Origin of the sequence: Zemynaea arenosa, assembly GCF_004614185.1 — a bacterium.
GTDB lineage: Bacteria > Pseudomonadota > Gammaproteobacteria > Burkholderiales > Burkholderiaceae_D > Telluria > Telluria arenosa.
Genome location: NZ_SPVF01000254.1, coordinates 1 through 12,550 on the forward strand (window position 1 = coordinate 1; position 12,550 = coordinate 12,550).

13 protein-coding genes are annotated in these 12,550 nt (G+C 65.7%); 9 read left to right on the forward strand and 4 right to left on the reverse strand.

Annotated elements, in window-relative coordinates; genetic code table 11:
- Positions 1–295 precede the first annotated feature (295 nt).
- From E4L96_RS20540 to E4L96_RS20575, 8 genes are all read left to right on the forward strand, one after another.
- On the forward strand, positions 296–1,135 hold the full coding sequence (locus E4L96_RS20540) for a CheR family methyltransferase (RefSeq protein WP_181017631.1): 840 nt from the start codon (positions 296–298) through the stop codon (positions 1,133–1,135).
- The gene (gene cheD, locus E4L96_RS20545) at positions 1,132–1,737 is read left to right on the forward strand and encodes a chemoreceptor glutamine deamidase CheD (protein WP_135209085.1); all 606 of its coding nucleotides are present in this window, start codon (positions 1,132–1,134) and stop codon (positions 1,735–1,737) included. Before E4L96_RS20540 ends, cheD begins: the two co-directional genes overlap by 4 nt.
- A 23-nt stretch (positions 1,738–1,760) precedes the next feature.
- Entirely contained in the window at positions 1,761–2,834 is a 1,074-nt protein-coding gene (locus E4L96_RS20550; protein ID WP_135209086.1) for a protein-glutamate methylesterase/protein-glutamine glutaminase, read from the forward strand.
- Positions 2,835–2,994: 160 nt separating this feature from the next.
- Positions 2,995–3,387 carry a chemotaxis response regulator CheY gene (cheY, locus tag E4L96_RS20555; RefSeq protein WP_135209087.1) on the forward strand — a complete coding sequence of 131 codons (393 nt, stop codon included), beginning with the start codon at positions 2,995–2,997 and terminating at the stop codon, positions 3,385–3,387.
- Position 3,388: 1 nt separating this feature from the next.
- Positions 3,389–4,027, forward strand: a complete 639-nt coding sequence (gene cheZ, locus E4L96_RS20560) for a protein phosphatase CheZ (protein ID WP_135209088.1) — start codon at positions 3,389–3,391, stop codon at positions 4,025–4,027.
- 39 nt (positions 4,028–4,066) lie between these two features.
- Complete coding sequence (locus tag E4L96_RS20565; protein ID WP_135209089.1) at positions 4,067–5,275, forward strand: EAL and HDOD domain-containing protein; 1,209 nt, start codon at positions 4,067–4,069, stop codon at positions 5,273–5,275.
- Positions 5,272–6,057 (forward strand): hypothetical protein, encoded by a 786-nt coding sequence (locus tag E4L96_RS20570; RefSeq protein ID WP_135209090.1) that lies wholly within the window; start codon positions 5,272–5,274, stop codon positions 6,055–6,057. The genes E4L96_RS20565 and E4L96_RS20570 overlap by 4 nt, the downstream gene beginning before the upstream one ends.
- A gap of 90 nt (positions 6,058–6,147) precedes the next feature.
- Complete coding sequence (locus E4L96_RS20575) at positions 6,148–7,245, forward strand: early set domain-containing protein (protein ID WP_135209091.1); 1,098 nt, start codon at positions 6,148–6,150, stop codon at positions 7,243–7,245.
- Here the strand turns inward: E4L96_RS20575 and panC are convergent, their stop codons facing one another.
- Genes panC through E4L96_RS20590 form a run of 3 tightly spaced genes read right to left on the reverse strand, consistent with a single transcriptional unit; the run spans position 7,246 to position 9,278 of the window.
- Positions 7,246–8,085 carry a pantoate--beta-alanine ligase gene (gene panC / locus E4L96_RS20580; protein WP_135209092.1) on the reverse strand — a complete coding sequence of 280 codons (840 nt, stop codon included), beginning with the start codon at positions 8,083–8,085 and terminating at the stop codon, positions 7,246–7,248.
- Positions 8,086–8,115: 30 nt separating this feature from the next.
- Positions 8,116–9,051 (reverse strand): segregation and condensation protein A, encoded by a 936-nt coding sequence (locus E4L96_RS20585; protein ID WP_135209093.1) that lies wholly within the window; start codon positions 9,049–9,051, stop codon positions 8,116–8,118.
- A gap of 17 nt (positions 9,052–9,068) precedes the next feature.
- Positions 9,069–9,278 (reverse strand): DUF3460 family protein, encoded by a 210-nt coding sequence (locus E4L96_RS20590; protein WP_135209094.1) that lies wholly within the window; start codon positions 9,276–9,278, stop codon positions 9,069–9,071.
- A 144-nt stretch (positions 9,279–9,422) separates the two neighbouring features.
- On the opposite strand from E4L96_RS20590, the gene E4L96_RS20595 reads away from it, so the two are divergent.
- A complete protein-coding gene (locus tag E4L96_RS20595) occupies positions 9,423–12,029 on the forward strand; it encodes a spermine/spermidine synthase domain-containing protein (protein WP_135209095.1) in 2,607 nt (868 codons plus the stop codon).
- A gap of 42 nt (positions 12,030–12,071) precedes the next feature.
- Here the strand turns inward: E4L96_RS20595 and E4L96_RS20600 are convergent, their stop codons facing one another.
- Complete coding sequence (locus E4L96_RS20600; protein ID WP_135209096.1) at positions 12,072–12,548, reverse strand: GNAT family N-acetyltransferase; 477 nt, start codon at positions 12,546–12,548, stop codon at positions 12,072–12,074.
- Positions 12,549–12,550 lie beyond the last annotated feature (2 nt).

The window sequence follows — 12,550 nt, forward strand, 5'->3', positions numbered from 1 at the left end:
AAGCCCAGGACGAACAGGCCGCAGCGGCCGCGCCCACGCCGCGCGCCGCCAAGGCGTCCGGCGCCAGGCGTCCCGCCGCTCCCCAGCCCAAGCGCATGGCCAAGGCCGTGAGCGAGGACGACTGGGAAGAGTTCTGATCCGCTGTGTTTCGAAGGGCCGCCCGCGCGGATGCGGGCGGTCTCCCTCCGCAGTTCCGCGCGGTCCCCAGCTCCGACCGCCGCGCCGTTGACGTTGTAAGCAAGCCGTCCAGAAAACGCGGTCTTTACCACAGAAACATCAATTAGAAGTGCCGCAGATGCGAACGGACACGGTCAAGGAATTCAATTTCACGCACGCTGATTTCGAGCGCGTGCGTGGCCTCATCTACAAACGGGCGGGCATCTCGCTGGCCGACAGCAAGCAGGAGATGGTCTACAGCCGCCTGGCGCGCCGCCTGCGCGCGACCGGCATCAACTCCTTTGCCACCTACCTGGACGACCTGGAAAGCGGCCGCATGGCCGGCGAGTGGGAGTCGTTCACCAATGCGCTCACCACCAACCTGACCTCGTTCTTCCGCGAGGCGCACCATTTCCCGCTGCTGGCCGCGCACCTGAAAGGGCTGCACGGGCAAGGGCCGCTCACCATCTGGTGCTGCGCCAGCTCCACCGGCGAGGAACCGTATTCGATCGCGATGACGGTCTGCGATGCGCTGGGCAGTCTCGCGCCCAACGTGCAGATCGTGGCCACCGACATCGACACCAACGTGCTGGCCACGGCGGAAGCGGGCATCTACCCGGCCGAACGCGTGGCGCGCATGGACCCGGCCCAGGTGAAGAAGTACTTCCTGCGCGGGAAGGGTGCGCAGGAAGGGATGGTGCGGGTGCGCCCCGAGCTGCGCAAGCTGGTGAGCTTCAAGCAGGTCAACCTGCTGGCCGACAGCTGGCCCGTGAGCGGCCAGTTCGACGCCATCTTCTGCCGCAACGTGATGATCTATTTCGACAAGCCCACCCAGCGCCGCATCCTGGGCCGGTTTGTCCCGATGATGAAGCCTCATGCCTTGCTGTTCGCCGGCCACTCGGAGAACTTCCTGTATGTGTCGGAAGCGCTCAAGCTGCGCGGCAAGACGGTGTATGAACTGCTGGAGGCGCCCAAATGACCGATTTGCAGAAGCAGTTTGCAACCAACGTTTACTACGACCGTACTTTCGACTGCGACGCAGCCAAGATCCTGCCGGGCGAGTACTACTACACCGGCAAGGACATGCTGATCGTGACGGTGCTCGGCTCCTGCGTGTCCGCCTGCATCCGCGACCGCGTGACGGGCCTGGGCGGCATGAACCACTTCATGCTGCCCGATGGCGCAGGCGATGCCAACAGCCCGATCTCGGCCTCGATGCGCTACGGGACCTATGCGATGGAGGTCCTGATCAACGACCTGCTGAAGGCGGGCGCGCGGCGCGAGAACATGGAGGCCAAGGTGTTCGGCGGCGGCGCCGTGCTGCGCGGCTTCACGGCCATGAACGTGGGTGAGCGCAACGCGGCCTTCGTGCTGAACTTCCTGAAGACCGAGAAGATGCGCGTGGTGGCGGAAGACCTGAACGACATCTACCCGCGCAAGGTGTATTTCTTCCCCCGCACCGGGAAGGTGCTGGTCAAGAAGCTGATGCAGACCCATAACGACACGCTCGCCAAGCGCGAGCTCGATTACGCCAAGCGCCTCAAGGTGCAGCCGGTGGCCGGCGAAATCGATCTGTTCTGACTACGCTGGAAAGGCTCATAACAATGACAATCAAAGTCCTGATTTGCGACGACTCGGCCCTGATCCGCAGCGTCATGACCGAAATTATCTCCAGCCAGCCGGACATGCAGGTGGTCGGCGTCGCGCCCGATCCCCTGGTGGCGCGGGAGCTGATCAAGCAGACCAACCCGGACGTGCTGACGCTGGACGTCGAGATGCCCAAGATGGACGGCCTCGATTTCCTGGAACGGCTGATGCGCCTGCGCCCCATGCCGGTCGTGATGGTCTCCTCGCTGACTGAACGCGGCTCCGAAATCACCCTGCGAGCATTGGAACTCGGCGCCGTGGACTTCGTCACCAAACCCAAGATCTCGATCCAGAGCGGGATGCGCGACTACGCGGAACTCATCGCCGACAAGATCCGCGCCGCCGCCAAGGCCCGCATCCAGCCGCGCACCCTGGCCCGTCCGGCCGGCGCCGGCCCCGCCGCCGGTCTGCCCCAGCTGCGCAATCCGCTCACTTCGTCCGAGAAGCTGATCATTATCGGCGCCTCGACCGGCGGCACCGAGGCGATCCGCGAGTTCCTGACCCAGATGCCGTCCGACTGCCCGGGCATCCTGATCGCCCAGCACATGCCGGAAGGGTTCACCACCTCGTTCGCCAAGCGCCTCGATAGCCTGTGCAAGATCAGCGTGGTGGAAGCGCGCGGCGACGAGCGCGTGCTGCCCGGCCACGCCTACATCGCGCCCGGCCACTCGCACCTGATGCTGGTGCGCTCCGGCGCCAACTACATGACGCGCATCGAGCAAAGCCCGCCCGTCAACCGCCACCGCCCGTCGGTGGACGTGCTGTTCCGCTCCGCCGCCCAGGGCGCGGGGAAGAACGCGGTCGGCGTGATCCTGACCGGGATGGGCAAGGACGGCGCACAGGGCATGCTGGAGATGAAACAGGCCGGGGCGTATAATTTTGCGCAGGACGAGGCCTCGTGCGTCGTGTTCGGCATGCCGCGCGAAGCCATCGCGATCGGCGCCACGCACGAGACCGGGGCGCTGACGGCCTTGCCGGGAATGGTGCTTGGCCACCTGGCGGCCCACGGCAGCCGCGCGCTGCGGGTGTGATTTTCCCCTTCGTCAAGGGGAAAAACGGCCCGGCGGAGCGCGTCTGTTCCACGCCACTTTTATCGCTTTGCGGCAACAAAAAATGCTATCCTTAAGGTTGCACCCGGCATGGCCGGCGTAGCCTACAAACCCAGAGTAGAAGATTCGACCGGAGTAATTCATGGCAGATCCAAAGATGCGTTTTTTAGTGGTAGACGATTTCTCGACGATGCGGCGCATCGTGCGGAATCTGTTGAAGGAACTGGGTTATGCCAATGTGGATGAGGCAGAAGACGGCGTGATGGCGCTGGCCAAGCTGCGCAGCGAGCCGTTCGATTTCGTGGTCTCGGACTGGAACATGCCGAACATGGACGGCCTCACCATGCTGCAGAATATCCGTGCCGATCCCCAGCTGGCCAAGCTGCCGGTGCTGATGGTGACCGCCGAGGCCAAGAAGGAAAACATCATCGCGGCCGCGCAGGCGGGCGCCAACGGCTACGTCGTGAAACCGTTCACCGCGGCCACTCTGGACGAGAAGCTGAACAAGATCTTCGAGAAGCTGGGAACGGCTTAACATGGGCGAGCAGAACGCCGCGGAACTCCAGTCGAACGACGAGTTCCTGAGCCGGATCGGGCACATGACCCGGTCCCTGCACGAGAACCTGCGCGGTCTCGGGCTGGACAAGCTGATCGAAAAAGCCGCCAACGACATCCCCGATGCGCGCGACCGGCTGTCCTACGTTGCCCGCATGAGCGAGCAGGCCGCCAAGCGCGTGCTCGACGCAACCGACGCTGCGATGCCGCTGCAGGATGGCGTGGATGCCTCGGCCGCCGAGCTGTCCACCAAGTGGCAGGCGCTGCTCGCTGGCAGCGGCCCGACCGATGCGGAGTGGCGCGCGCTGGCGCAGCAGACCATGGCCGCACTGGCCTCGTCGCAGCAGGCCGCCACCGCCACCAAGGCCCACCTCATGGACATCATGATGGCCCAGGACTTCCAGGACCTGACCGGCCAGGTGATTACGCGCGTGACCACGATCGCCCAGAACCTCGAACAGCAGCTCGTGCAACTGCTGGTCGATTTCGCCCCCGCCGAGGTGCGCAAGGACCTCGACGACAGCCTGCTCAACGGTCCGCAGATCAACCCGGAAGGGAACAGCGAAGTCGTTGCCAACCAGAGCCAGGTGGACGATCTGCTCGACAGCCTGGGTTTCTGAGAACACGGGCGCCAGGCGCCCGATCCTTCTTGCCACACCATGCACGACAAAAATTTCCTGGTCCGTGAACCGCTGCTCGATCCGAAGCAGCGCGTCCTTGGGTATGAACTCTCCTGGCAGCAGCACAAAGGGCAGGTCGTCACCGGCGACGACCTGGAGGCGCTGGTCGCCTTCGTCGCGCGCCATGTGCACCACGCGGAATACGGCTGGCTCCTGAAGGACAAGGTCCTGTTCCTGGATGCGGTGCCGCAGATGCTGTCGCTCGACGCACTCTATGAACTGCCGGTCGAGAAGACCGTGCTGACCCTGCGGGCGCAGGACTTCGCCTCGGCGGACACCGTGTCCGCAGCCCAGGGGCTGCGCGCGGGCGGCCTGGGCGTCTCGATCCGCGGTGCGGACGTGGCGCGGCTGCCAAAGAATCTCTCGCAAGTGTGCTCCCACGTGGAAGTGCGCTTCACCGACTCCGACGTGGGCGCGCAGGCGCGTACCTACGCGGCGCTGAAGCAGGCCAATGTGCGCATGGTGGGCCGCCCGGTCACCACCTGGTCCGACTACGATGCCTGTGCCGCGCTGGGGCTCGATGCCTTCGTGGGCAAGCTGCACCTCACGCCGCGTCCTGGCACTCCGGTCAAGGGCATGAACCCGGCCCAGACCATCATCCTGCAGCTGATGCAGATGGTGCAGCAGAACGAGGACATCCCCAAGATCGAGAATGTGCTCAAGCGCGATCCGGCGCTGTCGTACAAGCTCCTTCGTTTCATTAACTCGGCCGGCTTTGGCGCCGCGCGCGAGATCCAGTCGCTGCGCCAGGCCATCGCGATGCTCGGCTACGCGCCGCTGTACCGCTGGCTCACGCTGCTGCTGGCGACCGCCTCGACCTCGGGCTACTCGCCGGTGCTGATGGAAACCGCCGTGGTGCGCGGCCGCCTGGCCGAGCTGCTGGGCCAGAAGGCGCTGCCGCGCGGCGAAGGTGAGAACCTGTTCGTGACCGGCATGTTCTCGCTGCTGGACCGCCTGCTTGGCCTGCCGATGAAGGAAGTGCTGGACACCATCCAGCTGCCGGAGGAAGTGGTGCGTGCGTTGCTCACGCGCGGCGGCATGTACGGGCCTTACCTCGCGCTGGCCGAAGCCTGCGAACTCAATTCGCAGCTGGTCGAGTCGCTGGCCGCCTCGCTGTCCATCACCCCCGAAGAAGTCAACGCCGCGCACCTCAATGCGCTGGCGTGGGCGCAGAGCGTGCAGTCTTGAGCGGCCGCGCCGCCGCGCTCCGGCTGTTGCTGGCCGCCGCACTGTTTTCGGCTGGCGCCTGCGCGCAGGAGGCGCCTCCGGCGCCCGATGCCAACGCCAAGGTCGAAGTCAGCGCCATCCGCAATCCGGACCTCAAGAAGTACCGCAGCCTCGTTGCGGGGCTGGATGAATTCGAGGACCAGCGGGCGCGCTACGCACCCAATGCGACCGAGCTGCGCTTCCGCTTTTGGCCGCGCAACTTCGGCAAGGGCGACCCACTGGCCAACCTGCAGCTGAAGATCAGCGGCGAGAGCGATTCCTTGCTCGTGCCGCTGGATGCCAATGGCACCTTCGTCGTCCCGCGCAACGAGCGTGCCTACGACGAGGATGCGGACCTGGTCCTCAACCGCAAGAAGGGTGAGCTGCGGGCCTTTCCCTACGTGCGCACACCCGGGCTGCCGGCCACCGTGCGGCGCCTGGGCGACCACCGCCTTGAATGCCGCGTGATCGTCGCGGTGGCCAAGAAGGACATAGGCCTGCTGCTGACCGCGACCATCAACACCATCCTGCTGACCACCGACTGGTGCAGTTCCAGCAAGGGTAGCTGGGGCATGGACTCGGAGTACGAGCTCGATGGCGCCACTCTCCGCGAGGGTGGCCGTAGCCAGGAGCTGGTGGTGCGAGGCCGGTCCTACCAGATCCCGATGCACGACCCGTCCTGGTCCAATGACGCGCTGATCGAAATGCGCCCCAAGCACGAATCCCAGATTGGCCCAGCGAGCTCCGAAGGCGCCGGGGACTGAGTGCCGAAATTTCGGCCCTCAGGGAGCGTCATGCAAACCTTCGTGGCTGTTTGTTGAGCAAACGTCAAGCGCCGTGCGAGGATGCGCGCTATGAATACACGCCCCCTCATTCTCCTCGCCCTGCTGGCCTGCTTCAACGCCGCAGCCCAGACCACCCCCGCAACGGACAACGCCGAACCCACCGTGGAAGTCAGCGCGGTCCGCAACCCCGAGCTGCACAAGTACCGCAGCCTGGTGGCGGGCCTCGACGCCTTCGAAGCCAACCGCCAGCGCTATGCGCCCAAGGTGGACCAGCTGCGCTTCCGTCTCTGGCCCACCTGGCGCACCAAGGGCGACGACCCGTTCGCGAATCTGCAGCTCAAGCTGGTCGGCGAGAGCGAGCCGCTTGCCGTACCAGTCGATGCCAACGGCGTATTCGTTCTGCCGCGCAGTGAGCGGGCCTACGATGAGAACGCGGAACTGATCCTCAACCGCCGCAAGAACGAGTTCTCCGGTTTTCCCTACGTGCGCACGCCCGGCCTGCCCGCCAACGTGCGGCGCCTGGGCGACCACCGCCTGGAATGCCGGGTGGTCGTCGCGATCGGAAAGAAGGAGATCGGCCTGCTCGCCACCGCCGCCGCCAACACGCTGCTGCTCACCACTGACTGGTGCAGCTCCAAGCGCACCTCCTGGGGGCTGAACGCCGAATACGAGCTTGATGGAGCCACGCTGCGCGAGGGCAGCCGCAGCGTGGAGCTGCAGGTGCAGGGCCGGCACTATCAGGTGCCGATGAGCGACACCAGCTGGTCGGACGAGGCCTTGATCGAGCTGCGGCCCATGCACGTGCCGACACCCGAGGAGATGGCCCAGCCGTTCGGCCGCACCATGTACGTGCTGGGCACCATGAACGAGTGGGGGCCGGCATCGCGCTTGCGCAAGGTGGAAGAGGGCGTGTACCGGGCCAGGGTCTGGCTGCGCAAGGGCCGGCAGGAATTCAAGATCGGCGCCGTCAAGTTCGAAGGCATCGACCTGGGTGGCACGGCGGAGGGCGAGGTGGTGAAGCCGGGCACGCCGGCCACGCTCACCAGCAAGGGCGCGAAGCTCGCGCTCCAGGTGGACAAGCCGGCCGATTATATTTTTACGCTCGACGTGCGCGACGAGACGGCGCCGAAGCTGACGGTCAGCCTGGCGCCCGCCGAAGCGAAATAATCAGATCTCGAGGTTGTCGATCAGGCGCGTGGTGCCCAGCTTGGCCGCGGCCAGCACCACCAGCGGCGCGCCTTCGGCCATGTCGCCGGCGGTGGGCGGCTGCAGGTCGATCTGCTTGCGGATGGAGATGTAGTCCGGCTTCCAGCCGCGCTGGGTCAGCGTATCCATGGCCTTGTGCTCCAGCGAGAACACGTCCTTGTGTCCCTGCCGGACTTCCTCGGCGACGAAGTTGAGCGCCTGGTACAGCTGCGGCGCTTCGGCGCGCTCCTCCGGCGACAGGTACATGTTGCGGGAGGAGAGCGCGAGACCATCATCGGCGCGCCAGGTCTCGGCAGCGATGATGGAGGTGGGCAGTGCGAACTGGCGGCACATGTTCCGCACGATCATGAGCTGCTGGTAGTCCTTCTTGCCGAAGACGGCGACGCGCGGCTGCACGCACGAGAACAGCTTGAGCACCACCGTGGTCACGCCCGAGAAGAAGCCGGGGCGGAATTCGCCTTCCAGCGTGTTGCCCAGCCCGTCCGGCGGGCGCACGCGGAATTCCTGCGGCTCCGGGTACAGGTCCTTTTCGGTGGGCGCGAACAGCACGTACACGCCTTCCTTCTCCAGCTTTTCCACGTCTGCATTGAAGGTGCGCGGGTATTTTTCGAAGTCCTCGTTCGGCCCGAACTGCAGGCGGTTCACGAAGATCGAGGCCACCACCGGGTCGCCATGCTTGCGCGCCAGGCGCATGAGCGAGAGGTGGCCTTCGTGCAGGTTGCCCATGGTGGGCACGAAGGCGGTGCGCAACTGTCCGCTCAGCTGGTCGCGCAGTTCTTCAACGGTGGTAACGATCTTCATGATGAATCCTTGGATTGAATCGGGGCCCGTTTATTCTTGTGCTACGGGCGCATAGGCGAGACGCACGTAGATCGGCGCGAAGGGCTCGGCCTGTGTGATCTCGATGAGGGTTTCCTTGGCCAGCTCCAGCATGGCGACGAAGTGTACGACCACCACCGGCACGCTGGCGCGCAGGTTGAACAGCTCCGCAAACTCCACGAAGCGGGCCGACTGCAGCTGGCGCAGGATCATCGACATGTGCTCGCGCACCGACAGCTCTTCGCGCGAGATGGTGTGGTGCTGGGTCAGTTTGGCGCGCTTGAGGATGTCGGCGAAGGCCTGCTGCAGCTCGTCCAGGCTCACCTTGGGCTGCAGCGGCACCAGCGACTTCTCGATGTGCACGCGCGTCTTCACGAAATCGCGCTCGGCTTGCGGCAGGGTGTTGAGCTCCTGGGCGGCCAGCTTGATCTGCTCATATTCAAGCAGCTTGCGCACCAGTTCCGCGCGCGGGTCGTCGTGCTCGCCGGCGTCCAGGTCGGGCGCGCGCTGCGGCAGCAGCATGCGCGACTTGATCTCGATGAGCATCGCGGCCATGAGCAGGTACTCGGCGGCCAGCTCCAGGTTGTGCAGGCGGATCTGCTCCACGTATTCCAGGTACTGCAGGGTGACCTGCGCGAGCGGAATGTCGAGGATGTTGAAGTTCTGCTTGCGGATCAGGTACAGCAGCAGGTCGAGCGGACCTTCGAAGGCGTCGAGGAAGATCTCGAGCGCATCGGGCGGAATGTACAGGTCCGTCGGCAGCTTGGTGACCGGCTCGCCATACAGCTTGGCGATCGCGAAGGCGTCGGCGGATGCGGCGCTGGCGTCATCCGCCGCGGGGGCGGATGCGTCCGCAGCGGACGTCTCGTCCGCGCCGGACGGCGCAGCCGGATCGAGTCCGGCGGCCGCGTCGTCGAGCGTCTCGGCCGCCGCCTCGTTCGGCAACATGGGTGTGCCTGGCCGGCTTAGACCTTGGACTGGTACACGTACGCGTTCTGCTTGACGCGCGATTCGGCGATGCGGCGCTGCTCGTCCAGCGTCTGCGGCGCCTTGTCCCACAGCAGGGCGCGACCCTGGCGCTGGCCTTCCTCGATGGCCGGCTTCTGCTGCTTCAGCTGGGCGATGAACTGGGTGTGGTCGGAGACGTACGATTTATTCTGTTTCAGGAATTTCATGATCCGGTCAGGCGTAAAAAACACGACCCATCATTTTACCCTGAGCATGCACGCCGGGCGATATTTTCTCGTGGTAATTCCGCCGGTTCGCAACGAGAAGTTGCTCATGTACAATCCCCCGAACTTCAAACAGGGGGCGTGACGATGACGAAGTACTCCGGTGTGCTGGCGGGTGGGCTGTGCGGATCGTTGCTGGCGTTGTGGCTGGTCCAGTCGGCGCCGGAACTGGCGCTCGGCACCGCCGCCGGGGTGATCGGCTTGGCCGTGCTGCTGCACTGGGCGTTCGGACGCCTCGCCGCAGGCACGCTGCCGGAGCCGTTCGCGCGCTGGCAGCCTGCATCGTGGTTGCTGCTCAGTGCCGCCGCCATGTTGCCGCCGTCCGCGGCCGGGGTGCTGGTCGGGTGCACCGCCGTGCTGCTGGCGCAGGCCGCGCTCTACCTGCTGGCGCTCGGTCCGCAGGGCCGGGAGCGCATCGCGCGGCGCGACACGTACATCGCGGCGCTGTTTCTCATCTCCGGCTTCTCGGCGCTGATCTACCAGGTGGTGTGGCAGCGGATCCTGTTCTCGACCTTCGGCATCAACACCGAATCGGTGACGGTGGTGGTGTCGGTCTTCATGTTCGGGCTCGGTCTCGGCTCGCTGGCGGGCGGGTGGGCGCAGCAGCGCTTTCCGCATCACTTGCTGCATCTGTTCCTGTTCCTGGAGACGGCGATCGGTGTGTATGGCCTGTTCAGCGTGGACCTGATTCACCTGGTCAGCACCCTGTCCGGCCCGACGTCGACCGGGACGCTGGTGGCCTGGGTCTACCTGATCCTCGCGATTCCCACGCTGCTGATGGGCGCGACACTGCCCGTGCTGGTGGCCTGGCTGCAGCGCTACCTGCGCAATATCGGCCGCTCGGTGGGCCTGCTGTACGCGTTCAATGCGTTCGGCTCCGCGATCGCGGCCTTCCTCACGGTGGAGATGCTGTTTCCGCTGGTGGGGCAGCGCGCCTCGGTGTGGATCGCGGTGGCGTGCAATCTCACGACGGCGCTGCTGATCTGGGATGCGAGCCGCAAGATCCGGAGGCGGGACAGCGGCAGCGGTCCGGAGGACAGTGGCGCGGATGCCGCCATGCTGGCCGCGCCGTACACGGCTGCCGCCACGCCGTCAGCGCCGGACAACGCACGTGCCTCGGTTCCGGGCCCGGCGCCGGTCCCAGGCGGGCCCGCAGCAGCGGCCCGGCTGCCTTACGGCTTCGTGTTTTTCACGCTGGCCGCCATTGGCTACATCTCGCTGAGCCAGGAGATCGTCTGGTTCCGCATACTCGGCTTCATGTCGGCGGGCCGGCCGCAAATTTTCGGCCTGATGCTGGCGGCCTTCCTGGTTGGTATCGCCGCCGGGTCGCTGCGTTCCAAGCGCGTGTGCGAACAGGGCGATGACCCGTACCGTTACCTGCTGCGCGCCCTGCTGGCCGCCATTGCCGTGTTCTACCTCGCGCTGCCGGTCGTGGCGCATGCGGCGGGGTGTGTGGGCAAGGACCTTGCCTATCTGATCGCCTACCTCGCGGTCGGCATCGTCGCCTACTACACCGGCGGCATCCTGCCGATGCTGATCCACGTGGGCACCGCGGACCAGTCCACGTCGTCCACCCGCGCCATGTCCTGGCTGTACTTCGCCAATATCATCGGCTCGACGTGCGGTCCATTGCTGACGGGCTTCGTCCTGCTGGACCGTTTTTCGCTGGAAGCCAACGTGGTGATCCTGAGCGCGATCGGCCTGGCGCTGCTGGCCCTGATCGCTGCCTTCGCGCGACGCGGTTCGGGCTCGCGGGTGCAGTTTGGCGGTCTCGCGGCGGGCCTGTGCGTGGTGGCGTGGTTCACGCACGGGCCGATGTTCGCCGGCCACCTGGAACTGCTGCAGTACGGTCCCACGCCGCATGCCCCCTTCAAGTACGTGCTGGAGAACCGTGGTGGCATCATCACCGCGCAGGCCGACCCGGAAGGGGATATCCTGTTCGGCAGCGGCATCTACGACGGCCGCTTCAACACGGACCCCGGCAACAACGCCAACCACATCGACCGCGCCTACCTGGTCGCGGGCCTGCACCGCAATCCGGCGCGGATGCTGGAGATCGGGCTGTCCAGCGGGTCCTGGGCGCGCGTGCTGGCCAACTACGAGCCGGTGAAGTCGCTGACGATCATCGAGATCAATCCAGGCTACCCGGCCGTGATGCAGCGCTATCCCTACATCGCGAGCGTGCTGGAGGACCCCAAGGTGGCGCTGCACGTGGACGATGGGCGGCGCTGGCTGCGCAATCATGAGGGGGAGAGCTTCGACTTCATCCTCATGAACACGTCCTATCACTGGCGCAGCAACATGACCAACCTGCTGTCGCTGGAGTTCCTCCGAATGATGAAGGGCCATCTGCGGCCAGGCGGGGTGGTCTACTACAACACGACCGGTTCGCCGGACGTGGTGCACACGGCGGAGCAGGTGTTCCGGCACGTGCGCGTCTTCTACAACTTCGTCGCCGCCAGCGATACGCCATTCGACATCGGCACGGACGAACGCCGCGCCAACCTCCAGCGCTTCCGCAATACCGACGGCACCGCGGTATTCGGCCCGGAGCGCGCCGCCGCGCTGCGCCGCCTGGCCACCGCTCCGCTGGTCCTCCCCGCCGACTTCAAGCAAGGCGCCGGCCATCTGTGGACCATCACCGACGACAATATGGCGCCCGAATACAAGCACCCGATCTATCCGGATCACTGATAACGCACTGCTGAAGCAGGCGTGCCGTGCGGCGCGCCGCCGTCAGCGCAGCACGCGGCGCATGACGAGGGGAGAGGGTTCGGCCGGATTGGCGTGCGTGTACTCGAGTTCTTCGGCGAGCTCGAATTCGAAGGCGGAGTAGAAGTCGATCAGCTTGGGCTGGTCGGGGCGCACCGCGAGCCGGAGCTCCCCCACCGCGCATTCGAGCGCATGGTGGATCACCGCCTCCAGCAGGTGCTGCGACAGATTGGTGCCGCGGAACAGGGGCAGGACGCCCATGCGCATCACTTCCCACACGCCGTCATCCACCTCGTGCGGCAGCCAGCGCACCGAGCCGACCGGCTCGCCGTCGTACTCCAGCACAAAGGCGCCACCGTCGCGCAGATGCTCGCCCACGCGGATCGCGGTCTCGCGGTGGCCACTCGAGGTGACGGCCACCTTGTTCGCCCAGCACTTGCGGGTCAGGTCCGCAATGAGCTGGGCGTCTTCGTCGGTTGCGGAACGGACGACTATGCCCATGT